The organism is Azospirillum sp. 11R-A, assembly GCF_049472615.1.
GTDB classification, from domain to species: domain Bacteria; phylum Pseudomonadota; class Alphaproteobacteria; order Azospirillales; family Azospirillaceae; genus Azospirillum; species Azospirillum palustre.
Map to the genome: position 1 here is coordinate 163638 of NZ_JBCEBL010000001.1, position 26310 is coordinate 189947.

Below are 26310 nucleotides of genomic sequence, written 5' to 3' on the forward strand. Positions count from 1 at the left end.
GCTTCGGCCGCGGACGAAACGTCGGCGGCTGACGAAGCCGACGAAGGGGCCTAAACTGATGGGTATGACCAACCCGCCCTTCCCCATCGCCTCCGCCAACGGCATCGCCACCATCGCCGCGCTGATCGGCGATCCGGCGCGGGCGAACATCCTCTCCGCCCTGATGGGCGGGCAGGCGCTGACCGCCGGCGAATTGTCCTGGCATGCCGGCGTCGGCGCGGCGACCACCAGCGGTCACCTTGCCAAAATGAGCGAGGCGGGATTGCTGGCGATGGAGCACCAGGGCCGGCACCGCTATTACCGGCTGGCCTCCCCCGACATCGCCCAGGCGATGGAAAGCCTGATGGCCGTGGCAGCCGCCGGCCCGCAGCGCCACCGTCCGCCCGGACCGAAGGACGAGGCGCTGCGGACCGCCCGCACCTGCTACGACCATCTCGCCGGGCGGCTCGGCACAAAACTGGCCGACAGGCTGAACGAGCGCGGGTTCGTGATCCTCGATGATGGCGGCGCCCTGGTGACGGACGACGGCCGCGATTTCCTGGGCGGCCTGGGTCTCGCAATTCCCGACGCCGGTGGGCACCGCAGGCCGCTGTGCCGGGTCTGCCTGGACTGGAGCGAGCGGCGGCACCATCTGGCCGGACGGCTGGGCGCGGCCCTGCTGACCTGTTCGCTGGAGCGCGGCTGGATCGCCCGCAGTTCCGACAGCCGTGCCGTGACGATCACCGAAGCCGGCGGCAAGGAGTTCGCCACGATTTTCGGCATCACGCCGGAGCATCTGGCCGCCAAATAAAAAGCGCGCCCCCGAAAGGACGCGCTTTTCAGCAAACCGACAGGCTTTCGCCGGATCAGTTCTTCGACTTGTCGACCAGACGGCGCTCGGCGATCCACGGCATCATGGCGCGCAGCTTCTCGCCGACCTTCTCGATCTCGTGCTCGGCGTTGCGGCGACGGATCGCCTTGAAGGACGGCTGGCCGGCCTTGCATTCCAGCATCCAGTCGCGGACGAAGCGGCCTTCCTGGATGTCGGTCAGGACGCGCTTCATCTCGGCCTTGGTCTCCGGCGTGATGATGCGCGGGCCGGTGCGGTAGTCACCGTATTCGGCCGTGTTGGAGATCGAGTAGCGCATGTTGGCCATGCCGCCCTCGTACATCAGGTCGACGATCAGCTTCACTTCGTGCAGGCACTCGAAGTAGGCCATCTCGGGGGCGTAGCCCGCCTCGACCAGCGTCTCGTAGCCGGCGCGGATCAGCTCGGTCAGGCCGCCGCAGAGCACGGCCTGTTCACCGAACAGGTCGGTCTCGCACTCTTCCTTGAAGGTCGTCTCGATGATGCCGGCGCGGCCGCCGCCATTGGCCGAGGCGTAGGACAGGGCGATGTCCAGCGCGTTGCCCGAGGCGTTCTGGTGCACGGCGACCAGCGACGGCACGCCGCCGCCACGCTGGTATTCGCTGCGCACGGTGTGGCCGGGGCCCTTCGGCGCGATCATGAACACGTCGAGGTCGGTGCGGGCCTCGATCAGGTTGAAGTGGATGTTCAGGCCGTGCGCGAAGGCCAGGGCGGCGCCCTGCTTCATGTTCGGGGCCAGATCGTCCTTGTACAGGTCGGCCTGCAGCTCGTCCGGGGTCAGAACCATCACGACGTCGGCCCAGGCGGCGGCTTCGGCCGGGGTCATCACGGTGAAGCCGGCGGTCTCGGCCTTCTTGATGGTGGCCGAACCCGGGCGGAGCGCGATCCGCACGTCCTTCACGCCGCTGTCACGCAGGTTGTGGGCGTGGGCGTGGCCCTGGCTGCCGTAGCCGACGATGACGACCTTCTTGCCCTTGATCAGGTTGACGTCGGCATCACGATCGTAATAGACGCGCATGGAGATGATTCCTTGAATTCGCAACGAACGAAGACAGAGTGCGTTTCCTGCGGCGGATTACTCCATTGAGCAAAGCCGCGCGTCAAGAGAAACAATCGCTCGATGGAACGGCAAAATGCAAAGCTTCCTTGCGTTTTTGCCGCCCCAATCTTTCGCAGAATGCTGTTCTGCGGGGAGTGGTGCCTTAAAAGGCCGCCGGCCCCTTCGACATGGCGACCACGCCGGTGCGGCTGGCCTCCACGAGTCCGAGCTGGGTCATCAGACCGACGAAGTCGTCGACCTGCTCGGTGGTGCCGGTCAGCTCGAAGACGAAGCTGGTGAGCGTGGCGTCCACCACCTTGGCCTTGAAGATGTCGGCGAGGCGCAGCGCCTCGATCCGCTTGTCGCCGGTGCCGGCCACCTTGACCAGCGCCAGCTCGCGCTCCACCGCCGGCCCCTCGTCGGTCAGGTCATGGACGCGGTGGACCGGAACCAGCCGGCTCAACTGCGCCTTGATCTGCTCGATGATCATCCGGGTGCCGGAGGTGACGAGCGTGATGCGCGACAGGTGGTCGGCGTTGTTCACCTCGGCCACCGTCAGGCTTTCGATGTTGTAGCCGCGGCCGGAGAACAGCCCGATGACGCGGGCGAGAACGCCCGGCTCGTTGTCCACCAGCACGGCGATGGTGTGCTTTTCGATCGCGTTTTCCATGAGACCCGTCCCTCCTGTTCGTTCGTCGTCAGCCGATCAGACCAGCACCATGCCGTCTTCCGGCGTGGCGTCGGACGGGCTGTCGTCCGGACCGAACAGGATCTCGTTGTGGGCCTTGCCGCCCGGGATCATCGGGAAGCAGTTTTCCTTCGGATCGACGGCGATGTCGATGATGCAAGGGCGGTCGGTGACCGCCAGCATCTTCTCGATCACCTGATCGACCTCGGCCACCGTGGTGGCGCGCAGGCCGACGCAACCCCAGGATTCCGCCAGCTTCACGAAGTCCGGCAGGGCTTCGGAGTAGCTCTGGGAATAGCGCGAGCCGTGCAGCAGTTCCTGCCACTGGCGCACCATGCCCATATACTGGTTGTTCAGGATGAAGATCTTGACCGGCGCGCGGTACTGAACGGCGGTGCCGATCTCCTGCATGTTCATCAGGAAGCTGGCCTCGCCCGACACGTCGACGACGATGGCGTCGGGGTGGGCCAGCTGGGCGCCGATGGCGGCCGGCAGGCCATAGCCCATGGTGCCGAGCCCGCCCGAGGTCATCCAGCGGTTCGGCTGGTCGAAGGGGAGGAACTGGGCGGCCCACATCTGGTGCTGGCCGACTTCCGTCGTGATGTAGTGGTCCTTGCCGCGCAGGGCCTCGCGCAGGCGCTCCAGCGCATATTGCGGCTTGATGACCGATTCGGTGCGGTTGTAGTTCAGGCAGTTGCGGGCACGCCAGCCCTCGATCTTGCCCCACCACTCCTTCAGCGCGGCCTTGTCCGGCGACTTGGCGCGCGCCTTCCAGATGCGCAGCATGTCTTCCAGCACGGCGCCGCAGTCACCGACGATCGGAATGTCGACCGCGACGTTCTTGTTGATCGAGCTAGGATCGATGTCGACGTGGATCTTCTTGGAACCCGGCGAGAATTCCGACAGCTTGCCGGTCACGCGGTCGTCGAAACGAGCGCCGATGTTGATCATGACGTCGCATTCGTACATGGCGAGATTCGCCTCGTACGTGCCGTGCATGCCGAGCATACCCAACCACTGGTTTTCGGACGCCGGGAAGGCGCCCAGCCCCATCAGGGTGGAGGTGATCGGGAAACCGGTGGTCTTGACGAACTGGGTCAGCAGCTTGGCTGCGAAGGGGCCGGCGTTGATCACGCCGCCGCCGGTGTAGAAGACCGGCCGCTTGGCGTTGGCGATCAGTTCAATCGCCTCTTCGATACGGGCGATCTCCGGCTTCACCTGCGGCCGGTAGGTCTTGTGCTTGACCTCCGTCGGCGGGACGTAGGTGCCGTCGGCGAACTGCACGTCCTTCGGGATGTCGACCAGCACCGGGCCGGGACGGCCGCTGCGCGCGACATAGAAGGCCTCGTGCAGGGTGCGGGCCAGATTGTCGACGTCCTTCACCAGGTAATTGTGCTTGGTGCAGGGACGGGTGATGCCGGTGGTGTCGGCTTCCTGGAAGGCGTCGTTGCCGATCAGGTGGGTCGGCACCTGACCCGACAGGCAGACCAGCGGGATGCTGTCGCACAGAGCGTCCAGCAGGCCGGTCACCGCGTTGGTGGCGCCGGGGCCGGAGGTCACCAGCACGCAGCCGACCTTGCCGGTCGAGCGCGCGTAACCTTCGGCCGCATGAACCGCGGCCTGCTCGTGGCGTACAAGGACATGCTTCAGGTCGTTCTGCTGGAACAGCGCGTCGTAGATGGGAAGTACGGCGCCGCCGGGATAGCCGAAGATGATGTCAACGCCCTGATCCTTCAGGGCCTTGATGACGATCTGGGCGCCGGTCAGCTTCTGTTCGGACATCGCTCACGACCTTCTCATGTGGGCGCCTCCTCTAAGGCACCCGGTTCCTTGGACTTGTCACCGGCCGAGGCTGCTGGGCTATGCCGTCGGAACAACGGTTTAGCCCCGATGGCGGGGGCCGGGAGCGGCAAATTAGTCAAAAGCCCGGTCGCAGGTCAACCCATTTTGCGAATGTTCGCAAAGTTTTTTTGCCGCAGTTTTTCCAAATGTTGCGCATTGGCTTTGCAACATCGGCTCTGTGCCGCGTGGTTCCCACCGGATGCGGAAACGGCGGCCGCACCGAAGCGCGGCCGCCGTTCCGAAGAGGCGACGACGAAAAACCGAAGCCGTCAGGCGGCGGTCTTCAACAGCCCGCACAGGCGGCGGATGCCCTCGCGGATCTGGGCCGGCTTGGTGACGGAGAAGGCCAGCCGCAGCGTGTTCTTGCCCGACCGGTCAGCGTGGAAGGCCGAACCGGGGACGAAGGCGACGTTGGCCTCCTTGATGGCGCGGGCCAGCAGCTCGGTGCCGTCGACACCCTCCGGCGCCTCGATCCAGACAAACAGGCCGCCCTCCGGCTTGGTCCAGGTGACGCCCGGCGGGGCGTATTCCTCGAGAGCCGCCAACATGGCGTCGCGGCGCTCCTTGTACTGGGTGCGCAGCAGCTTGAGGTGGCTGTCGAAGATCTGCGAGACGACGTCGTGCATGACGATCTGGTTGATCGTGCTGGCATGCAGGTCGGCGGCCTGCTTCATCAGGACCAGCCGGTTCACCACCTCGGGCGCCGCGTTGACCCAGCCGACGCGCATCGCCGGCACCATCGTCTTGGAGAAGGTGCCGCCGAAGATGACGTTGGTCAGCTTGCCACCGTTGCGCTCGCAATCCAGCGCCGCCAGCAGCGGCAGATGCTCGCCGTCATAGCGCAATTCGCAATAGGCGGTGTCCTCGATCACCGGCACGCCGGCCGCCTCGCAGGCGTCCAGGATGGCGTGGCGGCGGGCCAGCGTCACCGTGGTGCCGTTGGGATTCTGGAAATCGGGGACGAGGTAGAAGAACTTCGGCTTCTGCGCCAGCGCCTCGGTCAGCGCCGTCATCTCCGGCCCTTCCTCGTCCATCGGGATCGAGAGATAGGTCGGCTCGTAGGGCGAGAAGGCCTGCAGCGCGCCGAGGTAGGTCGGGCGGGTCACCACGATCTTGTCGCCGGGACCGATCAGCAGCTTGCCGACGAACTCCAGCACCTGCTGCGAGCCGTTGGTGATGAGAACGCCGTCCAGCCCGATGTTGACGCCCTTGCCGCCCATATAGTCACAGATCCACTCCCGCAGCGGCGTGTAGCCTTCGGTGATGGAATATTGCAGGGCGGCGCCGGCACCGGAATTGGACTGGAAGATCTTCTCGTAGGCGCGTGCGATGGCCGAGCTGGGGAACAGGTCCGGATCGGGGATGCCACCGGCGAAGGAGATGATCTCCGGACGATCGATCAGCTTCAGCAGTTCCCGGATTTCGGACGCCGTCATGCCGCCCACGCGGCCCGCGAACACATGACCCCAATCAACCGACACGGTGCTTCTCCTTCGGATCAGTAATTTAGTATCGTTCCCAGGCGGTCGAGCATTGCATTTCGTACCGCGAGCGAACAAGGCAGATCGATGGTATGGCAGCTATGCTGTCCTGTATGACTTACCAGCATATCGGGCGATTTGCCAACAATCTGATGTCGGAACCACGTGACCTGCCGTTTGGCATAGCGGCGGGTCGATTGCTGGGCCAGCGCAATGGCCTCGTCGAGCGGGATTTCGCCGTGCAGAACGCCGCGCAGTTCGGGCACTCCCAAGGCTTTCAGCACCGGCAGGTCGGGGGTGAGGGGCTGTTCGTGAGCGAGAGCGTCCAATCGCCGCACCTCCTCCAGCGCCCCCTGCTCCATCATCAGCTCGAAGCGCCTGTCGCACTGGGCATAGAGATCGGCCCGCGGCGGATCGAGCACAAGGATGGTGAAGCGCAGATCGGCCGGCGAGCCCTGGGCGGTCCGACTCTGCCAATGGGACAGCGGATGGCCGGTGGCCTCCAGCACCTCCCAGGCGCGGGTCAGGCGGGTGGTGTCGCCGGGGTTCAGCTTGGCCGACGCCGGATCGCGGGCGACCAGTGCGGCGCGGAAGGCCTCGCCGCCGATGGCGGCCAGCCGGGCATGGGCGGCGGCACGCACTTCGTCGGGAATGGCCGGCACCTCGCTCAGCCCCTGCATCAGCGCGCGCAGATAGAGGCCGGTGCCGCCGACCACCACCGGCAGCCGGCCCTCGGTCCTGGCGGCGGCGATCTCCGCCAGCGCCATCTCGCGCCAGCGCGCAGCCGATCCGCGTTCCGCCGCCGGCAGCACGCCATAGAGCCGGTGGGGCGCCCGCGCCAGATCCTCGGCCGGCGGTCGGGCGGTCAGCACATCCAGGTCGGCGTAGAGCTGCATGCTGTCGGCATTGATGACGGTGCCGCCGAACGCCTCGGCAATGGCAAGTGCCAGCCCCGACTTGCCCGACGCGGTGGGGCCGCCGATGACGATGACGTCGGTCAAAGGGGTGGTCAGAGGGGTGGTGAGGTCGCTCATCGCCCTTGCATGGCGTTCCGGCGCCCGCTTTGCAACACCCAACCGCATGCCGACGCCGAAGCTTCGTTGGACCCGGCCCCGTGGCTGTGGTAGGCAGCGCGCAAAGGCCCTCTTTTCCTCGGGATACCCGCCGATGAACGCCGTCGCCACGCTGATCGCCCCCCGCACCGCCACGCTCGACGAGGCCGCCGTCCAGACCGCCAAGGCGGCTCTGGTCGGGCTGGGCGCCGATGCCGGCGCACCGGACTGGCTGGCGCCGGGCACCGCCTGCGACCTGCCCTTCGGCAATCTGGCGCCCGAACAGGCGGAGGCGGCGATCCGCCATGCCCTGACGGCGAATGGGACCGGTGCGGCGCTGGACATCATCGCCCAGCCGGCGGCGACGCGGCGCAAGCGGCTGCTGGTCGCCGACATGGAATCGACGATCATCGAGCAGGAGATGCTGGACGAGCTTGGCGACTATGTCGGGCTGAAGGGCCACATCGCCGACATCACCGCCCGCGCCATGAACGGCGAGATCGACTTCAAGGACGCGGTGCGCGAGCGGGTCGCCCTGCTGAAGGGCCTGAACGAGACGGTGATCGACGAGGTGTGGCAGCGCGCCACATTGATGCCGGGTGCCGCCCAGCTGGTCGGCACCATGCGCGCCAACGGCGCCGTCTGCGTTCTGGTGTCGGGCGGCTTCCGCTGCTTCACCGGCCGGGTGCGCAGCTGGATCGGCTTCGACGACGACCGCGGCAATGAACTGGAGGTGGAGGGCGGCGTGATGACCGGCAAGGTGATCGAGCCGATCCTGGACAAGGACAGCAAGCTCCAGGCGCTGATGGCCTATGCCGGTGAGCATCGCGTGCCGGTGGCGGAAACCATGGCCGTCGGCGACGGCGCCAACGACCTGCCGATGCTGCTGGCCGCCGGGCTGGGCGTCGCCTTCCATGCCAAGGCGGTGGTCGCCGCCGAAGCCCGCGCCCGCGTCGATCATGGCGACCTCACCGCCCTGCTCTACGCCCAGGGCTACCGGGCGGCGGAGTTCGTGGGGTAAGGGGGCTGCCCCTCCCCCTTACGCCCACACGCCGCGCACATAGGGCGTCAGTTGCGTGTCCATCAGGATGATGTGGCGGACCAGCCAGTCGGCGGTGAATTTGTAGAGCTGCTCCGCATTCTCGTGGGTGGGTTCGATCGAAAAGCGGTTGGACAGTTCGCTGACCATCTTCACCGCGGCGCGGTGCATGGCGACGTGCTCCTCGAACTGCGGGTAGCGCACGATCTGCATGATCCGCTCTTCGCGAGCGAAATGCTCCTTGGTGTATTCCAGCAGCTTGACCAGGATCTTGGCGACGCGGACCGGCTGGAACCGCTGAGCGGCCAGCGCTGCGTCGAGTTCGTTCAGATACTCGATCAGATGCTTGTGATCGTCGTCGATGGACGGTTGGCCGACGCTCAACTGCCGTCGCCATGTTATGGCGCCCATGACCCTGCCGCCTCCCCCCTTGCCGGCACCCCGTTAGCCCGGATTATGGCTGGTGTTACCATTGCGCCAAAACAGCCGGCGGCGTCACACGGCAATATGACGCACCCGCCAGGAGACAGGCGGAGGAGGCAGCCCGGAATGAAACAGGGCGGATGCGTCGCCGCACCCGCCCCATTCCGCATCCTGTACCCCGCCGCTATCGGGCGGGGATCAGGTTCAGTCGTCGTCAGCCGACGATCGAGTAGCCGCAGTCGACATAGGTGGTGTCACCGGTGATGCCCTTGGCGCCATCGGTGGCGAGGAAGGCAGTGGTGTAGCCAACCTCTTCGATGGTGACCAGACGGCCCTCCGGCGCGCGCTCGGCGGCCTTGTTCATCAGCTCGTCGAAATGGGCGATGCCGGAGGCGGCGCGGGTCTTGATCGGGCCGGGGGAGATGGCGTGGACGCGGATGCCCTTCGGGCCCAGCTCGGCCGCCAGATAGCGCACGCTGGCTTCCAGGGCGGCCTTGACCGGCCCCATGACGCCGTAATTGTCGATGACGCGGTTGGCGCCGAAATAGGACATGGTGAACAGCGACCCACCGTCCTTCATCAGCGGCTCGGCATACTTCGCCATGCGGATGAAGGAGTGGCAGGAGACGTCCATCGCCTGCTGGAAGCCCTCGCGCGAGCAATCGACGACGCGGCCGTGCAGATCCTCCTTCGGGGCGAAGGCGATGCTGTGCAGCGCGAAGTCGAGCTTGCCCCACTTCTCGCCGATCTTGTCGAAGATGGCCTTCAGCTCGCCCTCGCCGGTGACGTCCACCGGTTCGAAGATCTCGGCCTCGAGCTGCTGGGCCAGCGGCTCGACGAACTTCTTGGCCTTGTCGTTCAGATAGCTGACCGCGAGGTCGGCACCCATCGCGCGGAAGGCGCGGGCGCAGCCCCAGGCGATCGACTGGTCGTTGGCGATGCCAAGAACGAGCCCCTTCTTGCCTTCGAGCGTGGCGGCGGCGGGAATGATCGTGGTCATGCGGACTGTCCTGCGGTCGATGTGACGGGAGGAGCGGCCGCAACCGTGGCGGCCTTTCGCCGGGTGCACAGACGCGGCGTTCCTTGTGCAGTGCACCATAAACGAACTGCCGCGGGTCCGCAACGTGCAATGGGCGCGAACCGCACATGCGCTTCAATCATTGCGCAGCATTGCCGCAGGCACGATCAGTAAAAGCCGAAGTCGTCCAAATTCTGTCTTTCATTGATCCATATCAAAAACGGCCCGCCAGCGCAGGACTGGCAGGCCGTTTCTTGATGACATTTCTGTTATGGCATCAGGTCGCTTGGCTGATTGCCCGCTTACCGCGCAACACCCGGGCTGAAGGAGGGCGGATCGCTCGCCGGGAAGGATTCCTGGGAAGCCTCGTCGACGATCTCCTCCTCGCAGCTCTCCTGATAGATGTCGCCGGGATGGCGGGAATAGGGGTCGATGCCATGTTCGACATCCTGAGCCGGAAAGGCCGCCCGGTCATTGTGCGACCAGTCGGCCAGCATCGCCTTGCCGGGGCAATAGCCGGTCAGGCCGCGCGCAACCAGCGCGCCGCCGGCCAGCGCCATGGCGGCGCCGGTCCAGTTGGGCCGGCGCAGGCCCAGCACCGCCAGCACCACGCCGCCGGCCAGCGACGCCAGCCGTTCGTTATGGCCGACATTGATGCCGTAGCTGCCGGTGGAGCCGGGCAAGCGGTCGGCCACGTGGTCCGCTATGCCGCGCAGGTTGCGCTGGGCCGTGTCGGTGATCGAAGAGAGTTCCATGTCGGTCCTCCTGAATGCGGGTCCCGGTCAGGCGGGTCCCAATCAGGGACCGTCCGCCATCGGATCGTTATCGCGTTACTGTTGGGAAACCGGCGGCTGGGGGCTGCCGTTCCCGGACGGCGTCTGCGCGGCGGCGTCCGGCGTCGCCTTGGGCGCACCGCCCTGCCCCATTCCTGCGCCGGGCGTCGCCCCGCTGGAACCGGCGGCGCCGCGCGCCTGCTGCAATTCGCTGTTCAGCCGCGCCACCTCCTGCGACAGGCGCTGCACCTCCTGGCGCAGCGGTGCCGCCGAGACCTCGCCGTTTCCGCCGGCCGCGCCGGCGATGGCAGCCAGCGTCGCCGAATCGCGCATCCAGTAGGGGGCGACGCCATAATAGGTGTGAACCGCCATCGCCCACTGGCGGTCGTTCATGTTCGGGCGGTTCTTGTCGTCGAACCGCGGCGCGTTGGTCAGCTTGTCCTTCGGCACATTCAGGACATAGCCCTCGCCCGACGGGGTGAACAGCGCCCACGGAACCGCGAAGTCGGCCTCGCCGATGCCGAGGAAGCCGCCCAGTTCGACCACGGCATAGGCGACGCGCCCGGTGCCGGGATCGATGATCAGTTCGGAAATGCTGCCGAGATCCTTGCCGTCCGGGCTGCGCAGCTTGGCGTTCTCAAGATCGTCGGCCGCGATGGCGCGCGGATGGGCGATGGACTCCTGGAGCGCCGTCGCCTCGCCCAGGATGGCCTGGCAGGCGGGGGCGTTGCCCTTCTGTGCGGCGGCCTGCGCGGCCTGCTGGAGCGCGCGCAGCTGTGCGGTTTCCTGCGGGATCACAGGCGCGGCGGAGCCGGGGCCGGCAGCCTCGAGAGCCGCCGCCTGCTGTCCCAGCCGGTCAAGCCCGGCCGCGCAATCGTCGGCCGCCAGCGCGGGCGCGGCGAAGGACAGGGTTCCCAGCGCGGCCAGCAGCAGGGCCGTTGCAGGGGTGGGGCGCGTCATCAGGGCATCCTCCGGCTTGATTCGTCTCATGCTGCATGAACAGCATGGTCAAGCCGGAGGTTCCATCAGCCAGAGAGTCCCGGGCGCCGATCTTCCCCCAGTTGTGGAAGGTCAGCCCGGAAGGGGCAACCCACCACGCTGGACGATGAAGGACTGGATGGCATCGACCCCCTCGCCCGCCTTGACGTTGGCGAAGACGAAGGGACGATCGCCGCGCATCTTGCGGGCATCGCGGTCCATCACCTCCAGGCTGGCGCCGACCATCGGGGCGAGATCGGTCTTGTTGATGACCAGCAGGTCGGACCGGGTGATGCCCGGCCCGCCCTTGCGCGGGATCTTGTCGCCGGCCGACACGTCGATGACGTAGATGGTGATGTCCGCCAACTCCGGCGAGAAGGTCGCCGCGAGGTTGTCGCCGCCCGATTCGATGAAGATCAGATCGAGGTTGGGGAACTTCGCGTTCATCTGGTCGACGGCAGCGAGATTGATCGAGGCGTCCTCGCGGATCGCGGTGTGCGGACAGCCGCCGGTCTCCACCCCCATGATCCGTTCCGGCTTCAGCGCGCCGGAGCGGGTGAGGAACTCCGCATCCTCCTTGGTGTAGATGTCGTTGGTGATCGCCGCGACCTCCCAATCCTCGCGCATGCGCTTGCACAGCGCGTCGGTCAGCGCGGTCTTGCCGGAGCCGACGGGACCGCCGATGCCGACGCGAAGCGGACCGGCGTGGCTCTTTTCGATAGCGGGGAGAGCGCTCATGAGCGGAACAGCCTCGTATATTGGGTTTCGTGGATCATCGAGGTCCAATCGACGGCCATCGCCCGGCCGCCGAGATCGTCGAGCGGGCCCGCCAGCGCCGCCTCGGCCGCCCGGTGCGTGATGGGGTCGAGCGCGGCCAGCGCCCGCTGCCCGTCGGTCTGGCCCAGCGGCACCAGCCGCACGCCGGCCGACACCAGATTGGCGGAGAAGGCATGGAGATAGGCGGTCAGCGCCGGCCCTTCCGCCACGCCGATCAGGGATGCTGCCAGCGCCACCGCAACCGCATAGGCGACCGGCCGTCCGGTGCCGGCGATCACCGCATCCCAACGCGCCAGCCCGTCGAGCGGCCATGCGGCGCGGATCGCCAGCAGGAAAGCCTGCCCCTGCGCCCGCGATTCCAGCCCCATCTCAGCCGACGCACGCAGGATGTCGGCCCGTTCCACCGCCCAGGCGAAACCGGCCTCGTCGCCGGACAGCACGGCCCGGTGGGCGGCGGCGAACAGCATGCCGTCGGTCCGCCCGGCGCCATGGCGCAGGATGCCGTCGAGCCAGACGATCATCGTCGCCCGGTCGCGCACCAGCCCCTGCTCCACCGCCGCTTCGATGCCATGGCTATAGGAGAAGCCGCCGACCGGAAAGCTGGGCGACAGCCACGCCAGCAGGCGCGTCAGGGCGTGGGTGGAGACACCATCCAACTCAGTGCGAATGACCATGTCCGCCGCCATGCGAATGACCGCCATAGGCGCCGCCTTCCGGCATGAAGGGCGCCGACACGTCGCGCACCTCGGCCCCCAGCCCGCGCAGCATGTCCTCGATCACATGGTCGCGGCGCAGCCGGATGGTGTCGCCGACGATCTGCACCGGCAGGTGACGGTTGCCGAGATGCCAGGCGACGCGGGCGAAGGCCTCGACCGGGCCGGGCACGCGGACCTCCATCAGCTCCTCGGGCGCGGCGACCACGCGCAGGAAGCTGCCATCGCCCAACTCCAGCCCGTCGCCGTCGTCCAGCGCCACCGCCCGCGGCAGGTCGAGCAGGAAAGTGCCCCCGGCATCGTCGGTCATCGCCATGCGGCGGCGGAAGCGGTCGTCGAAGGCGAGCGTCACGGTGCCGGTCGCCTGCTCGGCCGGCCAATGGCCGCGGGCGTGGACTCGGGTGGCGCGGCGGGCGGGATCGGTCATCAGGTAAGCCGTTCGAAGGGGGTCGGGTGGCCGAAGAAGCGGCCGGCCAGTTCGCTGACCAGCGCCGCGTTCCCGGTGGTGAAGAATTTCAGGCCCCGTTCAACCGGATCGGGCCGGTATTCGGGATGGCGGTCGAGATATTGCTCCAGCGAGCGGGCGGTCAGCGTCGGCTGGCACAGCACCTCCACCCCCGGCGGCAGCGCGCGGGCGAACAGGTGGCGGACCAGCGGGTAATGGGTGCAGCCCAGCACCACCGTGTCCAGCGGCTGGCTGCCCATCTTGTCCAGCAGGACGCGGACATATCCGTTCACCGCCGGCTCGATTTCGTCGTCCGGCGCGCCGCGTTCGATCAGCGGCACGAGGTCGGGGCAGGCCTGCTGTACGACGCGGACGGACGGGGCGCGCTTGCCGATCTCCCGCGGGAAGGAGCCGGAGTTGACCGTCGCCGCGGTGGCGAAGATGCCGACGCTGCGCGGCTCCGCGAGATGGTCGGGCGGAACGGTGTCGATCATCCACGGCACGCGGGTGATCGCCTCCACCATCGGCACCAGCACGCCCAGCACGTTGCGGCCGGGATGGGCCGACGGCAGCCATTCCTGCTGGAGCCGGCGCAGCGCGACGGCCGCGGCGGTGTTGCAGGCGATGACGATCAGCCGGCAGCCCTGGTCGAACAGACGGTCCATCCCGGCGATGGTCAGCCGATAGATGTCGTCCTCGCTGCGCGGACCGTAGGGAGCAGCGGCGTGGTCGCCGAGATAGACGAAGGGCCGGCCGGGCGCCGCATCCACCAGGGCGCGCAGCACCGTCAATCCGCCATGTCCTGAATCGAAAACACCGATCAACGTATTTAAGCCCTGCGAATAACTCCTTCTCCCCCCTGGGGAGAAGGCTGGGATGAGGGGGTTCGGCGCAGCCGAAGAAACCTCTGCCACGCATCCCCCTCACCCTAACCCTCTCCCCGGGGGGGAGAGGGGATAAAAACGTGCTTCAGAACAGGAAATAGCGCTGCGCCATCGGCAGGATTTCCGCCGGTTCGCAGGTCAGCAGCTGTCCGTCCGCCCGCACCTCGTAGGTCTCCGGGTCCACCTCGATGTGCGGGGTGGCGTCGTTGTGGATCATGTCCTTCTTGCCGACGGTGCGGGTGCCCTTGACGGCGATCAGCTCGCGGTGCAGGCCGAGCTGGCGGCCGACCTCCAGCTCCAGCGCCTTGGCGCTGACGAAGGTCACGCTGCTGGCCTGCATCGCCCGGCCGAAGGCGCCGAACATCGGGCGGTAATGCACCGGCTGCGGCGTCGGGATCGAGGCGTTGGGATCGCCCATCAGCGCGGCGGCGATGGTGCCGCACTTGATGACCATGTCCGGCTTCACCCCGAAGAAGGCCGGCGACCACACCACCAGATCGGCCAGCTTGCCGACCTCGACCGAGCCGACGACATGGCCGATGCCGTGCGACAGCGCCGGGTTGATGGTGTATTTGGCGATGTAGCGCTTGACCCGGAAATTGTCGTTGTCGCCGGTCTCCTGCGGCAGCCGGCCGCGCTGGAGCTTCATCTTGTGCGCGGTCTGCCAGGTGCGGATCACCACCTCGCCCAGCCGGCCCATCGCCTGGCTGTCCGACGAGATCATGGAGAAGACGCCCAGATCGTGCAGGATGTCTTCCGCCGCGATGGTCTCGCGCCGGATGCGGCTTTCGGCGAAGGCGACGTCCTCCGGGATGCGCGGGCTGAGGTGATGGCACACCATCAGCATGTCGAGATGCTCGTCCACCGTGTTGATGGTGAAGGGCCGCGTCGGGTTGGTCGAACTGGGCAGCACGTTGGCGAGGCTGGCCACCCGGATGATGTCCGGCGCATGGCCGCCGCCCGCCCCTTCGGTGTGGAAGGTGTGGATGGTGCGGCCCTTGAACGCCGCGATGGTGTCCTCGACGAAGCCCGATTCGTTCAGCGTGTCGGTGTGAATCGCCACCTGGACGTCCAACTGGTCGGCCACCGTCAGGCAGGTGTCGATGGAGTCGGGCGTGGTACCCCAATCCTCGTGCAGCTTCAGGCCGCAGGCACCGGCGGCAATCTGCTCCAGCAGCGCGTCGGGGCGGCTGGTGTTGCCCTTGCCGAAGAAACCGAGGTTGATCGGCAGCCCTTCGGCGGCCTGGAGCATCCGCTCCATGTGCCACGGCCCCGGCGTGCAGGTGGTGGCCGAGGTGCCGGCGGCCGGGCCGGTGCCGCCGCCCAGCATGGTGGTGACGCCGCTGTTCAGCGCCTCGTCCACCTGCTGCGGGCAGATGAAATGGATGTGGGCGTCGATGCCGCCCGCGGTGACGATCTTGCCTTCGCCGGCGATCACCTCGGTGCCCGGACCGATGATGATGTCGACGCCGGGCTGGATGTCGGGGTTGCCGGCTTTGCCGATGGCGGCGATGCGCCCGCCGGTGATGCCGATGTCGGCCTTGACGATGCCCCAATGGTCGATGATCAGGGCGTTGGTGATGACGGTGTCGACGGCTCCCTGGTGGCGAGAGCGCTGGCTTTGTCCCATGCCGTCGCGGATCACCTTGCCGCCGCCGAACTTCACCTCTTCGCCATAGACGGTGTGGTCGCGTTCGACCTCGACGATCAGGTCGGTGTCGGCCAGCCGGATGCGGTCGCCGGTGGTCGGGCCGTAGAGGGCCGCATATTCGGCCCGGTCGATGCGGTGCGCCATTGTCGTTCGCCCTTCCTGTCGGCCCGTCAGAGGGCGCCGTTGACCTTGCGGTTGAAGCCGATGACCACCCGGTCGCCGCCATAGGCGACGAGTTTCACACGCCGGGTCTGGCCGGGCTCGAAGCGCACCGCCGTCCCGGCCGGAATGTCGAGCCGGAAGCCCCTGGCCTGCTCTCGGTCGAAGGTCAGCGCGCTGTTGGTCTCGTAGAAATGGAAGTGCGAACCGACCTGGATCGGGCGGTCGCCGGCATTGGCGACGTCGAGTTCGACGGTGGCACGGCCGTCGTTCAGCACGATCTCGCCGGCCGCCGGGAAGATTTCACCGGGTTTCATCGGGCATCCCCTCTCAACGGATCGGCTGGTGAACGGTGACGAGCTTGGTGCCGTCGGGGAAGGTCGCCTCGACCTGGATGTCGTGGATCATGTCGGCCACGCCATCCATCACCTGCTCGCGGGTCAGGACGGTGGCACCGTCCCGCATCAACTCTGCCACCGTGCGGCCGTCGCGCGCACCCTCCACCACGTAATCGGTGATGAGGGCGACCGCCTCCGGGTGGTTCAGCTTGACCCCACGCTCCAGCCGCCGCCGCGCCACCATCGCCGCCATCGCGACGAGCAGCTTGTCCTTCTCGCGCCCTGTCAGGTTCATCGGGGGATTGCCCTTTCGCCACCCTGTTCGTTGCCGGCGATTATGCCACGCCGGAACGGCACGCCAAGTGCGTCGTATGACGTAGAGGGTTGAAAGTGCTGGCAAGCAGAACCCAAAGCCCCCGTCAGACCTCCCAGAGCCGCGGCAGGCGGGTGGGCAAGCCCGCGGCTTCGGCGCGCAGGCCCGACCACAGCGCCGCATAGGCGCGCCGCACGGCGCGGGCATCGCCGCCGAGGATGCGGACGATCAGCAGGCCGTCCAGCGCGGTGGCGCCGATGCGGGCGCCCTCGACCGGCTCGGCCAGTGCCCGGACCGCATCGAGGTGGCGGGCGGCGTCGGGAGCGGCATGCAGAAGGGTGGCGCAGGCGGCGGCACCGCCGAAACCGGCGGGATGGGACAGTGCCTCGGCGATGTCGTCGTCCAGATGCAGGGCGTCGGCCCAGACCAGGCGGCCGTCGCGGGCGACCTCCCAGGCGTCGCGGATCAGGCCGCGGGTGACCGTCTCGCCGAAGGCGGCGCGGCCGAAGACCAGCATCTCCCCGGCGATGGCGCGGCCGTCGCCCGACAGGTCGATCCGGGTCAGGCGGCGCAGGCGGGAGCCTTCGAAGACGATGGCTTCCTGCGGCACCCATTCCAGCCAGCCGCCCTCCTCCACCGACAAAGCGGTGTCGATGCGGCAGTCGGCGCCGGTGGAGCGATAGACCTTCTCGGCCGCCTGGGTGGTGATCAGCGCCTTGGCGCCGGCCCCGACGGACAGGGCGATGTCCATGCGGTCGCCGCCGACCATTCCGCCCGAGGTGGTGGCGAGCACCGCGATGGGAAGGTCATCGCGGCGCGGCGTCGGCATCAGCACCCGCAGCGGGTCATGGTGGTAAAGCGTCGCCAGCCGGGTCTGGCCTTGGCGATGTTCGAACCGGACGGTGGCGGCGCCATGGACGGCGACCTTCTTTTCCCCGCCCGCCTTTTCTTCGCCCGCCGACTCTCCCGGCCTGCCGGCCACCGCCACCTGAACCAAGCGCCCGCTCCTCACTGGATCGTAGGGGCGCCAGTCTGCCGGAAGCGGGGCCGTTCAGGCAATGCGGACTCTTCAGCCTTCTCCGGTGAAGCAGCCGTTGCGGGCGGCGACCACCGCCACCTGGGTGCGGTTGCGCACGCCCAGCTTCTGCATGATCGCGCGCACATGCACCTTCACCGTGCCTTCCAGCACGCCAAGGCCGCGGGCGATCTCCTTGTTGGAGTGGCCGGCCAGCAGAAGCTCGAACACGTCGCGCTGGCGGTCGGTCAGCCGGTCCAGGATGTCGTCGTTGCCGCGCGGCCCCTCGGCCAGCGCCCCGTTCAGCACGGCACGCGGCAGCGGCAGGAAGATGTCGCCGCTGAGCGCCAGCGAGATGGCATGCTCCAGCACCTCCGGCGGGCTGGTCTTCAGCACGTAACCGCGGGCGCCCATGCGGACGCTGTCGACGATGTCGGCCACCTCGTCCGAGTTGGTCAGGATCAGGATCGGCACCTCGCCCAGAGCCTCTTTCAGACGGCGCAGCCCGGCGATGGCGCCGCCGCCCGCGTCATCCCCATCCACGCGCGGCGGGCCGGGGTCGTACAGGACAAGGGCCAGCTCGGGCGTCTGGCGGCAGACGTTCAGCGCTTCATCCAACGACCCGGCCTCCAGCACGCGCGTCCCAGGGCAGATCTCGCCGATGGACAGCGCGAAGCCATGGCGGACCATCGGCTGCTCGTCGACCACCAGAAAAATCCGCGTGGGATTGCCCGCGCTACGCGAACCACCGCGCGCTTGAAGCTCGAACTCCATCGTGTCCCCTTATTCTCAGCGGACCGCTCCTCAGTCAGGGCCAAGAACACCAAAAAGCCCCAATGGGAAAGCGGTTCATTCGCGCCGCTCCTTGGCGCAGCTACCCCTAAATATCGAATGAATGGATCCACGATCATTTTCACCGCAAATCCGATCTATTGGCTGTGACTTTCCTGTTCTCACCTTGCGCTGTTGGTTAATGAACCGTATAAATCATCGCAGCATGAAGCGTAAAGCCCGCTGTTCCGAACAATATTGTTCTAATTTTCTATGTTCGGAGTCCGTGCGGACCGGCCCAACCGGTCCGGTCCTTTTCCTGGACCTTCAGGCGCGGAACAAAAGGGGGGATCGCCGCCGCCCGGAAAAAGGGCGGCCCAGCGGAGGATGATCGATGACGACATGGACTGTGATGCTGGTTGACCACGACCGGCTGTTTTCTGCGGCACTGGCAACGTTGATCGGCGGCGGCCCCTTCCGGGTCAGCGCCCATGCGGCCAGCGCCGACGACGCGCTCGACCTGATTGCCGACGGCGAGGAACCTGACCTGATCGTGCTGGCGCTGCAGGATGGCATGCCGGAGGAGATTGCCGGCATCCGGAGGTTGCGCGACGGCACCTCCGCCCGGATCGCCGTGCTCGCCGACACCATCGCCGACCGCAGCCTGTCGCAGTCGCTGAAGGCCGGCGCCGACGCTTATCTGAACAAGAGCATGTCGAGCGAGAGCCTGCTGCGTTCCCTGCGGTTGGTGATGCTGGGCGAGGTGGTCTATCCCACCCATGTCGCCGGCCTGCTGATGGCCGCCGCCAACGAACGCCCGCAGCACAACCCCACTCCGATTGCCATGCCGCCCAGCGGCGACCTGTCGAAGCGCGAGGTGCAGATCCTGCGCTGCCTGCTGGCCGGCCAGTCGAACAAGGCCATTGCGCGCAACCTGCACATCACCGAATCGACGGTGAAGATGCATTTCAAGAACGTGATGCGGAAGATCAACGCGCAGAACCGCACCCAGGCCGCGGTGTGGGCCATCCAGAACGGCTTGTCCCCGCTGGTGACGGCGTAGGGTCTGCCGGAGAGGGTTCCGTCAGAGAGGACGCCCCTCCCTTCCAATTTATTCTATAGCCCCCTTCCCTCCCCCGCTTCGCGGGAGAGGGATAGGCAGGGAGCAAATCCGCGCCCTTACTCCGCCGCGTGGCGATGGCCGGCGTGGCGACCTTCGCAGAACTCCTCGATCATCTTGCGGCAGAAGGCCGGAATGTCGTCCGGTTTGCGCGACGTGACCAGCCCATGGTCGGTCACCACCTGCTCGTCCACCCAGCTGGCGCCCGCGTTGCGCAGGTCGGTCTGCAAGGACGGCCAGGAGGTCATGCGCTTGCCGCGCACGCCGCCGGCATCGATCAGCGTCCAGGGACCGTGGCAGATCGCGGCGATGGGGCGGCCGGACTCCACGAAGCTCTTCACAAACGCGATTGCCTTCGGCTCCAGCCGCAGCGAATCCGGGTTCATCACCCCGCCCGGCAGCAGCAGCGCGTCGTAACGTCCGGCATCGGCTTGGTCGAGCGTCACGTCGACATCGACCATGTCGCCGCGGTCGTGATGATTCCACCCCTGAATCTGCCCGCCCTTGGGGGCGACCACATGCACGGTGGCGCCGGCATCGCGCAGCGCCTTCACCGGTTCGGTCAGTTCCACCTGTTCGAAGCCGTCGGTGGCGAGCACGGCAACGGTCTTTCCATCGAGTTTCTGAGCCATCGAGGCACGTCCTTCACTGAGGGTCATGCCGCAAAAACCGGATTACCCCTGGATGGTTCCCTGGGAACTGTCTCGCAATTCCCATGTTGATTGTGACATACGAGACACACATCAGCGATGGGAGCCGAAATCATGAGGTTCCAGACCCTGTTGGCCGGCCTTGCGCTGGCGGCAACCCTGCCATTCGCCCACATCGAGTCGGTCCAGGCCGCGGATCCGCGCGGCGGCGACGACCTTGTCGGGCTCGAAGTGACCGGCCTGCTCGGCGAAGAACTGGGCCAGATCGTTTCCGTGTCGCCCAGCGCAGACGGCAAGGACACCAGCATCCTGGTCGAAGCCAGCGGCATGCTGGATGTTGGCCACCGCTTCTTCACCGTCCGCCGCTCGCAACTGTCGCCGGGCGAGGATGAGGACACGGTGACCTACAAGAAGACCGCGCAGGACGTGATCCGCCGCCTGCACACCGATACCCAGGTCGCGGAGCGCTGATCGCCAGCGCTCCGGACCCATCTCGAAGCGGTCAGGCCGGTTCGTCGGGGTGGCAGGGTTTGCAGCCGGTGGGCCAGGGCTCGCCCAGATCCTCCACCATCACGCGCCAGGACGGCGCATCGAGGCGGACGCAGCCGCCGCCGGCGAAATGCAGGGCGACGCCGCCCTCCACCGTCTCCATCGACAGCAACTCCATGATGCGGCCGCGTTCCTTCAGGTCGAAGCCGCGCAGCTTGGCACCGGTGACCCCCTCCACCCGCAGGCCGCAATGGACACGCTCGTAGGGCGCCAGAACGTCGTCGTCGGCGGACGGTCCCGGGCGCGGACCGTCGGCAGCCTCCCAGCGGAAGCGGTTGACGACCATGACGAACCGCTTCTCGTCAGGCTGGAAGCACATGTCGCCGACCGGCAGGATGGCGTCCTGCAGGCAGGCGGAGACGACCTTCAGATCCTCCTCGTCTTCGGCGCGCAGGCGGATCGGGGTCATGGCTGGGGCCGTCATGTTCGGGGGCACCTCTCGGGAAAGGCCAACCTCAGGGGATGGCGGGAGGGGCACCCCCGCCGTTTACTCGTCGCCGCCGTGGATGCGTTCGATCTCCGCACCGCAGGCAGCCAGCTTCTCCTCCACCCGCTCATAGCCGCGGTCGAGGTGGTAGACGCGGTTGACCGTCGTCTCCCCCTCCGCCGCCAGCCCGGCGAGCACAAGCGACACCGAAGCGCGCAGGTCCGTCGCCATCACGGGCGCGCCGGTCAGCCGCTCCACGCCGCGCACCAGGGCCGACGAGCCGTGGACCGTGATCCGCGCGCCCATGCGGGTCAGCTCCGGCGCGTGCATGAACCGGTTCTCGAAAATCGTTTCCGTGATCATCGCGGCACCCGTCGCCGTGCACATCAGGGCCATCATCTGGGCCTGAAGGTCGGTGGGGAAGCCGGGGAACGGCTCGGTCATCACATCGACGCCGTGCAGTTCACCGTTCGCGCGCGACACGCGGATCCCGTTCTCGATCTCCTCGAAGGCGACGCCGGCCGGAGCCAGCGCCTTGACCGCCGCTTTGATCAAATCGAGACGGGTGTTCATGATGTCAAGACGGCCACCGGTGATGGCGGCGGCCATGGCATAGGTGCCGGTCTCGATGCGGTCGGCCACCACCATGTGGCGGGCGCCATGCAACCGGTCGACACCCTCGACCACCAGCCGGTCGGTACCGATGCCGGTGATCTTCGCCCCCATCTTGACCAGGCATTCGGCAAGGTCGGTCACCTCCGGCTCGCGCGCGGCGTTGACCAGGATGGTGGTGCCCTTGGCGAGCGTGGCCGCCATCAGCAGGTTCTCGGTCGCGCCGACCGACACCTTGGGGAAGACGTATTCCGCACCGCGCAGACCGCCCGCCGGGGCCTTGGCGACGATGTAGCCGGCATCGATCCGGATGTCGGCGCCCATCGCCTCCAGGCCCTTGATGTGCAGGTCCACCGGACGCGCGCCGATGGCGCAGCCGCCGGGCAGCGACACCTTGGCCTCGCCGCAGCGGGCCAGCAGCGGACCCAGCACCAGCACGCTGGCGCGCATCTTGCGCACCAGATCGTAGGGGGCGGTGGTGTTGGTGATGTCGCGCGCGGTGAAGTCCACGGCGCGGCCGGCGCAATCGCCGCCCGCCCCGGCCATGTGGATCGCCACGCCGTGCTGCAGCAGCAGATTGCACAGCGTGTTGATGTCGGCCAGGATCGGCAGGTTGGTCAGCGTCAGCGTCTCGTCGGTGAGAAGAGACGCCGTCATCAGCGGCAGGGCGGCGTTCTTGGCGCCACCAACGGTGATGGAGCCGTTCAGCGGGCGGCCGCCGCGGATGCGGATCTTGTCCATGGACCTGTTTCTTTCACAGATACGCTTTTGAAGGCGTTCAGATAGGAGTGCTCAGAGCCGGGGCAGCGTGACGCCCTTTTGCCCCATGTATTTGCCGGACTTGTCGGCGTAGGACACATCGCACACGCTGTCGCCCTTCAGGAACAGGAACTGGCACAGCCCCTCGTTCGCATAGACCTTGGCGGGCAGCGGGGTGGTGTTGGAGATCTCCAGCGTGACGTGGCCTTCCCACTCCGGTTCCAGCGGGGTGACGTTCACGATCAGACCGCAGCGGGCATAGGTGCTCTTGCCCAGGCAGATGACCAGAACGTCGCGCGGGATGCGGAAATACTCGACCGTGCGGGCCAGCGCGAAGCTGTTCGGCGGGATGATGCAGACGTCGGTCTTGCGGTCGACGAAGCTTGAATCGTCGAAGCGCTTCGGGTCGACGATGGCGTTGTCGACGTTGGTGAAGATCTTGAACTCGTCGGCGACCCGGGCGTCATAGCCGTAGGACGACACGCCGTAGGAAATCACGCCTTCGCGCTTCTGGGTCTCGACGAAGGGCTCGATCATGCCCTTGGTCTCGGCCATCTCGCGGATCCAGCTGTCCGGCATGATGCCCATCGCGGGGGTACTCCTTGGCGTATCGATTGGATGGAGGGGTCGTGAAGGCTGGTTTGTAGCCGAGCACGCGGCGGCGCTCAAGGAAAGGTGGGCCGCTTGGCGCGCATGGACGGTTCTTTATCACGGCGCTGGTCTTCGCCGCCGCGACGTCTAAGCTCGGCGTCCATGAGCCAGAACTTCATCCTGTCCGTGACGGACACCCCCGCCCCGGCCGACCTCGCCGGAATCTACGAAGGCCTGCGCGCCTACAACGAGGCGTCGCTCGGCCGCGCCTATGACCGCCGCGATTTGGTGGTTGCCGCCCGTGATGCGGACGGCGCGCTGAAGGGCGGTCTGGTCGGCTACACCAACTGGGAATGGCTGTATGTCGACCTGCTGTGGGTGGACGACTCCACGCGCGGCAGCGGTCTCGGCGGCCGGTTGCTGGCCGCGGCGGAGGCGGAGGCCAAGGCCCGCGGCTGCCGCTGGTCGCGGCTCTACACCTACGACTTCCAGGCGCCGGGGTTCTACCCGAAGCAGGGCTATGAGGTGTGGGCGGAGATGGAGGGCTACCCGCCGGGGCACAGGCAGATCTGGTTCAGGAAGGAACTGGCCTAAAGCGGTTTGGCCGGGAGCGGCTCGGCATGAGCGGAAGCGCCCTCTCCCAAAGTTCGGGAGAGGGACTATTCCCCCCGCTGCCGCGCCTGTTCCTTGCGCTTGCGCAGGTTCTCGCGCAGGCGGGCGGCAAGGCGTTCGTCACGGCCCGATGCCGCCGGCTTCGGCTTCACCGAGGCCGGGGGCGGGGTCGTGGTTTCGGCGGTGTCGTCCATCGGCGCGGCTCCGCCCGGGATGTCAGTGGTCGGAATGGTGCAGAATCTGGTCGCGCAGCCCGGTGTCGTACCCGACGCCGGTCGCGGTCAGGACCGCGAAGGCGGGATTGCGCTTCACGATGCCCTTGCGCTCCAGGATGGTCCACACGGCGTCGTTCTGCAGGCCGGTGGCGTCCTTTGCGGCAACCACGGCGTGACCGAGATGGAAGTGGTTGCCATGGGCATGCGGCAGGCCGGTGATCATGAAGCCACCCTCCTCGTCCTCGGCCGGCTTGTTCTCCAGGCGGGCGATCTCCTGCAACAGGGTCAGGGTGCGCAGCTGCAGCGGGTTCAGGTTCAGCGGATTCTTCTTCGGGGGCATCGATCGTCCCATCGGTCCTGATGTGTCGCGGTCGCGCAGTAGACCGGCAGGGCGGATCGGCTGTCAAGCGTGCGAACCGGTCGGTGGAGGCCCGTGGATGGAGGCTGGCGCGCCAACCGCCGCTGGGGCATAAGACCGGCGGACCATCGTCACATAGGGTGTCGGACCATGACCATCCTCGTCACCGGGGCCGCCGGCTTCATCGGATCGCATGTCGCGGCTGCGCTGCTGGACCGCGGGGAGAGCGTGCTCGGCATCGACAACCTGAACGACTATTATGCGGTGACGTTGAAGGAGGCGCGGCTGGCCCGGCTGACCGGCCGGCCCGGCTTCCGCTTCATCAAGGCCGACATTTCGGACCGCGCGACGGTGGAGGGTCTGTGGCCGCAGTTCGCCGATGTGACCGGCGTCGTCCATCTGGCGGCGCAGCCAGGCGTGCGCTACTCCATCGAGAACCCCTATGCCTACGTCGACGCCAACGTCACCGGTCAGGTGACGCTGCTGGAGGCGGCGCGACGCATGCCGGGCCTGCGGCATTTCGTCTATGCCTCGACCTCGTCGGTCTATGGCGCCAACCGCAAGATGCCCTTCTCGGTGGAGGACAGGGTGGACAGCCCGGTGTCGGTCTATGCCGCCACCAAGAAGGCGGCGGAGATGCTGGCCTTCACCTACAGCCATCTCTACCGGATGCCGATGACCGGCCTGCGCTTCTTCACGGTCTACGGCCCGTGGAGCCGCCCGGACATGGCGACATGGCTGTTCGCCGACGCCATCACCGCCGGCCGGCCGATCCGCGTCTTCAACGACGGCAAGATGAAGCGCGACTTCACCTATATCGACGACATCGTCGCCGGCGTGCTGGCCGCCCTCGACCGTCCCGCCCCGGTGGATGCGGAGACCGGCGCCCCGCACCGCGTCTTCAACCTCGGCAACAACCGCTGCGAAGAGCTGATGCGCTTCATCGGCGTGCTGGAGCAGGCCTTAGGCCGCGAGGCGGTGAAGGTGATGGAGCCGATGCAGGCCGGCGACGTGCATGAGACCGCCGCCGACATCGACCTGAGCCGCCAATTGCTGGGCTTCGAACCGAAGACCCCCATCGAGATCGGCCTGCCCCGCTTCGTGGAGTGGTACAAGGGCTATCACAAGCTCTGACCTCCCCCTCTTTTCCACCATCCGAGCCGCCATGACCTCCACCGCCTATTCGACCGCGCTGATCGGCGTCTTCCTGCTGTGTCTGGCCGTCGGTTGGTACCTGTCGACGCGGGTGCTGCGTTATCTCCTCGCCAGCAGCATCATGGACATCCCGAACGAGCGGTCGAGCCATCAGGCCCCCACCCCGCGCGGCGGCGGATGGGCGGTGATGCTGACGGTGGTGCCGGTCTTCGCCATCGCCGGGCTCGTCCTGGGCCGGCCGCTGGAGACCGGGGCCGTTCTGCTGGGCACGCTGGCGCTGATGGGGGTGTCGTGGATGGACGACCGGCGCACCCTGTCGCCGCTGCTGCGGCTGGCGGTGCAGGCGCTGGCGGTGGCGTTCGGGCTGCTGGCGCTGCCTGCGGACCAGCTGGTCTGGCAGGGCTGGCTGCCCTGGGGGCTGGACCGGGCGGCGACGGCCTTCCTGTGGCTGTGGTTCGTCAATCTCTACAATTTCATGGACGGCATCGACGGGCTGGCCGGCAGCGAGACCATCCTGATCGGCGGCGGCGTGGCGCTGGTGTCGCTGGTCATGGGCGATTTCGGCCTGACCGGGGTCGCCGGGGCGGCGCTGGCCGGAGCCGCGGCGGGCTTCCTGACCCACAACTGGCGGCCGGCGCGCATGTTCATGGGCGATGTCGGCAGCATCCCGCTCGGCCATATCCTGGCCTTCCTGCTGGCCTCGCTGGCGGCTCGCGGCGATTGGGCCGCGGCGCTGATCCTGCCCGCCTATTACCTGACCGACGCCACCATCACGCTGCTGCGCCGCCTGCTGCGCGGCGAGAAGATCTGGCAGGCTCACCGCGAGCATTTCTACCAGAAGGCCGCCAAGGGCGTGGGCCGGCACGACCGCGTGGTGCTGACCATCATCGCCTACAGCCTCGTCCTGGTCGCCGCCGCGCTGGCAGCGGGGACCTTCGGGGCCTGGACGCTGGCGCCGGGAGCGGTCGCCGTCGCGCTGCTGCTGGCGACGCTGACCCGCATGGCGAAGGCATGAT

At 67.3% G+C, this 26310-nt stretch carries 31 protein-coding genes; 7 read left to right on the plus strand and 24 right to left on the minus strand.

The features are described from left to right. Positions 1–58 precede the first annotated feature (58 nt). Positions 59–790 carry an ArsR/SmtB family transcription factor gene (locus VH569_RS00795; protein ID WP_423313242.1) on the plus strand — a complete coding sequence of 244 codons (732 nt, stop codon included), beginning with the start codon at positions 59–61 and terminating at the stop codon, positions 788–790. Positions 791–845: 55 nt separating this feature from the next. On the opposite strand, the gene ilvC is transcribed toward VH569_RS00795, so the two are convergent. The 5 genes from ilvC to miaA all read right to left on the minus strand — a co-directional run bounded on the left by ilvC (position 846) and on the right by miaA (position 6931). Then, a complete protein-coding gene (gene ilvC / locus VH569_RS00800) occupies positions 846–1865 on the minus strand; it encodes a ketol-acid reductoisomerase (RefSeq protein ID WP_423313244.1) in 1020 nt (339 codons plus the stop codon). 184 nt (positions 1866–2049) lie between these two features. Then, on the minus strand, positions 2050–2556 hold the full coding sequence (ilvN, locus tag VH569_RS00805) for an acetolactate synthase small subunit (RefSeq protein WP_109050858.1): 507 nt from the start codon (positions 2554–2556) through the stop codon (positions 2050–2052). A gap of 36 nt (positions 2557–2592) precedes the next feature. After that, entirely contained in the window at positions 2593–4356 is a 1764-nt protein-coding gene (locus VH569_RS00810) for an acetolactate synthase 3 large subunit (protein WP_423313246.1), read from the minus strand. Positions 4357–4685: 329 nt separating this feature from the next. Then, positions 4686–5897: a PLP-dependent aminotransferase family protein gene (locus tag VH569_RS00815; protein ID WP_098739338.1), complete on the minus strand. Its 1212-nt coding sequence runs from the start codon at positions 5895–5897 to the stop codon at positions 4686–4688. A gap of 17 nt (positions 5898–5914) precedes the next feature. Continuing rightward, entirely contained in the window at positions 5915–6931 is a 1017-nt protein-coding gene (gene miaA / locus VH569_RS00820; RefSeq protein ID WP_423313248.1) for a tRNA (adenosine(37)-N6)-dimethylallyltransferase MiaA, read from the minus strand. A gap of 133 nt (positions 6932–7064) precedes the next feature. Between miaA and serB the strand changes: the two genes are divergently transcribed. Beyond that, on the plus strand, positions 7065–7970 hold the full coding sequence (gene serB, locus VH569_RS00825; RefSeq protein ID WP_423313250.1) for a phosphoserine phosphatase SerB: 906 nt from the start codon (positions 7065–7067) through the stop codon (positions 7968–7970). A gap of 18 nt (positions 7971–7988) precedes the next feature. Here serB and VH569_RS00830 read toward each other — a convergent pair whose 3' ends face one another. The 13 genes from VH569_RS00830 to VH569_RS00890 all read right to left on the minus strand — a co-directional run bounded on the left by VH569_RS00830 (position 7989) and on the right by VH569_RS00890 (position 18183). Beyond that, positions 7989–8399: a bacteriohemerythrin gene (locus VH569_RS00830; RefSeq protein ID WP_395459325.1), complete on the minus strand. Its 411-nt coding sequence runs from the start codon at positions 8397–8399 to the stop codon at positions 7989–7991. Between the two features lie 226 nt (positions 8400–8625). Next, positions 8626–9411, minus strand: a complete 786-nt coding sequence (gene fabI, locus VH569_RS00835) for an enoyl-ACP reductase FabI (protein WP_109050864.1) — start codon at positions 9409–9411, stop codon at positions 8626–8628. Positions 9412–9731: 320 nt separating this feature from the next. Further along, on the minus strand, positions 9732–10184 hold the full coding sequence (locus VH569_RS00840) for a YgaP family membrane protein (protein ID WP_423313253.1): 453 nt from the start codon (positions 10182–10184) through the stop codon (positions 9732–9734). 75 nt (positions 10185–10259) lie between these two features. Next, the gene (locus tag VH569_RS00845) at positions 10260–11162 is read right to left on the minus strand and encodes a PRC-barrel domain-containing protein (RefSeq protein WP_423313255.1); all 903 of its coding nucleotides are present in this window, start codon (positions 11160–11162) and stop codon (positions 10260–10262) included. A gap of 111 nt (positions 11163–11273) precedes the next feature. Further along, positions 11274–11918, minus strand: coding sequence for an urease accessory protein UreG (gene ureG, locus VH569_RS00850; protein WP_098739331.1), 645 nt, complete (start codon positions 11916–11918; stop codon positions 11274–11276). Next, complete coding sequence (locus VH569_RS00855; protein WP_423313257.1) at positions 11915–12658, minus strand: urease accessory protein UreF; 744 nt, start codon at positions 12656–12658, stop codon at positions 11915–11917. The genes ureG and VH569_RS00855 overlap by 4 nt, the downstream gene beginning before the upstream one ends. Continuing rightward, the gene (locus tag VH569_RS00860; RefSeq protein ID WP_423313258.1) at positions 12615–13097 is read right to left on the minus strand and encodes an urease accessory protein UreE; all 483 of its coding nucleotides are present in this window, start codon (positions 13095–13097) and stop codon (positions 12615–12617) included. The genes VH569_RS00855 and VH569_RS00860 overlap by 44 nt, the downstream gene beginning before the upstream one ends. After that, on the minus strand, positions 13097–13939 hold the full coding sequence (gene murI / locus VH569_RS00865; protein WP_423313259.1) for a glutamate racemase: 843 nt from the start codon (positions 13937–13939) through the stop codon (positions 13097–13099). Before murI ends, VH569_RS00860 begins: the two co-directional genes overlap by 1 nt. Before the next feature lie 145 nt (positions 13940–14084). Continuing rightward, positions 14085–15794, minus strand: a complete 1710-nt coding sequence (ureC, locus tag VH569_RS00870) for an urease subunit alpha (protein WP_109050869.1) — start codon at positions 15792–15794, stop codon at positions 14085–14087. 26 nt (positions 15795–15820) lie between these two features. Further along, positions 15821–16126: an urease subunit beta gene (locus VH569_RS00875; RefSeq protein WP_423313262.1), complete on the minus strand. Its 306-nt coding sequence runs from the start codon at positions 16124–16126 to the stop codon at positions 15821–15823. Positions 16127–16139: 13 nt separating this feature from the next. Next, positions 16140–16442, minus strand: a complete 303-nt coding sequence (locus tag VH569_RS00880; protein WP_109050871.1) for an urease subunit gamma — start codon at positions 16440–16442, stop codon at positions 16140–16142. 124 nt (positions 16443–16566) lie between these two features. Further along, positions 16567–17448 (minus strand): urease accessory protein UreD, encoded by an 882-nt coding sequence (locus VH569_RS00885; protein ID WP_423314109.1) that lies wholly within the window; start codon positions 17446–17448, stop codon positions 16567–16569. A gap of 81 nt (positions 17449–17529) precedes the next feature. Beyond that, entirely contained in the window at positions 17530–18183 is a 654-nt protein-coding gene (locus tag VH569_RS00890; RefSeq protein WP_423313264.1) for a LuxR C-terminal-related transcriptional regulator, read from the minus strand. A 457-nt stretch (positions 18184–18640) separates the two neighbouring features. Here VH569_RS00890 and VH569_RS00895 point away from each other — a divergent pair, with 457 nt between their 5' ends. Continuing rightward, on the plus strand, positions 18641–19309 hold the full coding sequence (locus VH569_RS00895; RefSeq protein WP_377808907.1) for a LuxR C-terminal-related transcriptional regulator: 669 nt from the start codon (positions 18641–18643) through the stop codon (positions 19307–19309). A 116-nt stretch (positions 19310–19425) separates the two neighbouring features. On the opposite strand, the gene VH569_RS00900 is transcribed toward VH569_RS00895, so the two are convergent. Next, positions 19426–19998, minus strand: a complete 573-nt coding sequence (locus VH569_RS00900) for a type 1 glutamine amidotransferase domain-containing protein (protein ID WP_423313267.1) — start codon at positions 19996–19998, stop codon at positions 19426–19428. Between the two features lie 132 nt (positions 19999–20130). On the opposite strand from VH569_RS00900, the gene VH569_RS00905 reads away from it, so the two are divergent. Next, positions 20131–20487, plus strand: coding sequence for a hypothetical protein (locus VH569_RS00905; RefSeq protein ID WP_423313269.1), 357 nt, complete (start codon positions 20131–20133; stop codon positions 20485–20487). 31 nt (positions 20488–20518) lie between these two features. Here the strand turns inward: VH569_RS00905 and VH569_RS00910 are convergent, their stop codons facing one another. The 3 genes from VH569_RS00910 to dcd all read right to left on the minus strand — a co-directional run bounded on the left by VH569_RS00910 (position 20519) and on the right by dcd (position 22951). Beyond that, complete coding sequence (locus VH569_RS00910) at positions 20519–20989, minus strand: DUF2948 family protein (RefSeq protein ID WP_109050876.1); 471 nt, start codon at positions 20987–20989, stop codon at positions 20519–20521. A 63-nt stretch (positions 20990–21052) separates the two neighbouring features. Next, positions 21053–22345 carry a UDP-N-acetylglucosamine 1-carboxyvinyltransferase gene (gene murA / locus VH569_RS00915; protein ID WP_109050877.1) on the minus strand — a complete coding sequence of 431 codons (1293 nt, stop codon included), beginning with the start codon at positions 22343–22345 and terminating at the stop codon, positions 21053–21055. 51 nt (positions 22346–22396) lie between these two features. After that, positions 22397–22951, minus strand: a complete 555-nt coding sequence (gene dcd, locus VH569_RS00920) for a dCTP deaminase (protein ID WP_042696175.1) — start codon at positions 22949–22951, stop codon at positions 22397–22399. A gap of 165 nt (positions 22952–23116) precedes the next feature. On the opposite strand from dcd, the gene VH569_RS00925 reads away from it, so the two are divergent. After that, positions 23117–23548: a GNAT family N-acetyltransferase gene (locus VH569_RS00925; RefSeq protein WP_423313272.1), complete on the plus strand. Its 432-nt coding sequence runs from the start codon at positions 23117–23119 to the stop codon at positions 23546–23548. A 65-nt stretch (positions 23549–23613) separates the two neighbouring features. Here the strand turns inward: VH569_RS00925 and VH569_RS00930 are convergent, their stop codons facing one another. Next, a complete protein-coding gene (locus tag VH569_RS00930; protein ID WP_423313274.1) occupies positions 23614–23760 on the minus strand; it encodes a hypothetical protein in 147 nt (48 codons plus the stop codon). Between the two features lie 22 nt (positions 23761–23782). Continuing rightward, positions 23783–24121, minus strand: coding sequence for a hypothetical protein (locus VH569_RS00935; protein WP_423313276.1), 339 nt, complete (start codon positions 24119–24121; stop codon positions 23783–23785). A 168-nt stretch (positions 24122–24289) separates the two neighbouring features. Here VH569_RS00935 and VH569_RS00940 point away from each other — a divergent pair, with 168 nt between their 5' ends. Then, positions 24290–25273: an SDR family NAD(P)-dependent oxidoreductase gene (locus VH569_RS00940; protein ID WP_423313278.1), complete on the plus strand. Its 984-nt coding sequence runs from the start codon at positions 24290–24292 to the stop codon at positions 25271–25273. A 31-nt stretch (positions 25274–25304) separates the two neighbouring features. Further along, positions 25305–26309: an MraY family glycosyltransferase gene (locus tag VH569_RS00945; protein WP_377808898.1), complete on the plus strand. Its 1005-nt coding sequence runs from the start codon at positions 25305–25307 to the stop codon at positions 26307–26309. Position 26310 lies beyond the last annotated feature (1 nt).

Excerpts from the sequence above, each read along its gene's own strand:
- VH569_RS00940 (WP_423313278.1), top strand. The coding sequence starts at position 24,290 with ATGACCATCCTCGTCACCGGGGCCGCCGGCTTCATCGGATCGCATGTC.
- VH569_RS00925 (WP_423313272.1), top strand. The coding sequence starts at position 23,117 with ATGAGCCAGAACTTCATCCTGTCCGTGACGGACACCCCCGCCCCGGCC.
- fabI (WP_109050864.1), bottom strand. The coding sequence starts at position 9,411 with ATGACCACGATCATTCCCGCCGCCGCCACGCTCGAAGGCAAGAAGGGG.
- VH569_RS00945 (WP_377808898.1), top strand. The coding sequence starts at position 25,305 with ATGACCTCCACCGCCTATTCGACCGCGCTGATCGGCGTCTTCCTGCTG.
- VH569_RS00810 (WP_423313246.1), bottom strand. The coding sequence starts at position 4,356 with ATGTCCGAACAGAAGCTGACCGGCGCCCAGATCGTCATCAAGGCCCTG.
- serB (WP_423313250.1), top strand. The coding sequence starts at position 7,065 with ATGAACGCCGTCGCCACGCTGATCGCCCCCCGCACCGCCACGCTCGAC.
- VH569_RS00840 (WP_423313253.1), bottom strand. The coding sequence starts at position 10,184 with ATGGAACTCTCTTCGATCACCGACACGGCCCAGCGCAACCTGCGCGGC.
- VH569_RS00900 (WP_423313267.1), bottom strand. The coding sequence starts at position 19,998 with ATGGCTCAGAAACTCGATGGAAAGACCGTTGCCGTGCTCGCCACCGAC.
- VH569_RS00930 (WP_423313274.1), bottom strand. The coding sequence starts at position 23,760 with ATGGACGACACCGCCGAAACCACGACCCCGCCCCCGGCCTCGGTGAAG.
- VH569_RS00795 (WP_423313242.1), top strand. The coding sequence starts at position 59 with ATGGGTATGACCAACCCGCCCTTCCCCATCGCCTCCGCCAACGGCATC.
- ureG (WP_098739331.1), bottom strand. The coding sequence starts at position 11,918 with ATGAGCGCTCTCCCCGCTATCGAAAAGAGCCACGCCGGTCCGCTTCGC.
- VH569_RS00830 (WP_395459325.1), bottom strand. The coding sequence starts at position 8,399 with ATGGGCGCCATAACATGGCGACGGCAGTTGAGCGTCGGCCAACCGTCC.
- VH569_RS00935 (WP_423313276.1), bottom strand. The coding sequence starts at position 24,121 with ATGCCCCCGAAGAAGAATCCGCTGAACCTGAACCCGCTGCAGCTGCGC.
- VH569_RS00895 (WP_377808907.1), top strand. The coding sequence starts at position 18,641 with ATGACGACATGGACTGTGATGCTGGTTGACCACGACCGGCTGTTTTCT.
- VH569_RS00905 (WP_423313269.1), top strand. The coding sequence starts at position 20,131 with ATGAGGTTCCAGACCCTGTTGGCCGGCCTTGCGCTGGCGGCAACCCTG.
- ureC (WP_109050869.1), bottom strand. The coding sequence starts at position 15,794 with ATGGCGCACCGCATCGACCGGGCCGAATATGCGGCCCTCTACGGCCCG.
- VH569_RS00860 (WP_423313258.1), bottom strand. The coding sequence starts at position 13,097 with ATGACCGATCCCGCCCGCCGCGCCACCCGAGTCCACGCCCGCGGCCAT.
- VH569_RS00880 (WP_109050871.1), bottom strand. The coding sequence starts at position 16,442 with ATGAACCTGACAGGGCGCGAGAAGGACAAGCTGCTCGTCGCGATGGCG.
- ilvC (WP_423313244.1), bottom strand. The coding sequence starts at position 1,865 with ATGCGCGTCTATTACGATCGTGATGCCGACGTCAACCTGATCAAGGGC.
- dcd (WP_042696175.1), bottom strand. The coding sequence starts at position 22,951 with ATGGGCATCATGCCGGACAGCTGGATCCGCGAGATGGCCGAGACCAAG.
- murA (WP_109050877.1), bottom strand. The coding sequence starts at position 22,345 with ATGGACAAGATCCGCATCCGCGGCGGCCGCCCGCTGAACGGCTCCATC.
- VH569_RS00910 (WP_109050876.1), bottom strand. The coding sequence starts at position 20,989 with ATGACGGCCCCAGCCATGACCCCGATCCGCCTGCGCGCCGAAGACGAG.
- miaA (WP_423313248.1), bottom strand. The coding sequence starts at position 6,931 with ATGAGCGACCTCACCACCCCTCTGACCACCCCTTTGACCGACGTCATC.
- VH569_RS00855 (WP_423313257.1), bottom strand. The coding sequence starts at position 12,658 with ATGGCGGTCATTCGCATGGCGGCGGACATGGTCATTCGCACTGAGTTG.
- ilvN (WP_109050858.1), bottom strand. The coding sequence starts at position 2,556 with ATGGAAAACGCGATCGAAAAGCACACCATCGCCGTGCTGGTGGACAAC.
- VH569_RS00875 (WP_423313262.1), bottom strand. The coding sequence starts at position 16,126 with ATGAAACCCGGTGAAATCTTCCCGGCGGCCGGCGAGATCGTGCTGAAC.
- VH569_RS00845 (WP_423313255.1), bottom strand. The coding sequence starts at position 11,162 with ATGACGCGCCCCACCCCTGCAACGGCCCTGCTGCTGGCCGCGCTGGGA.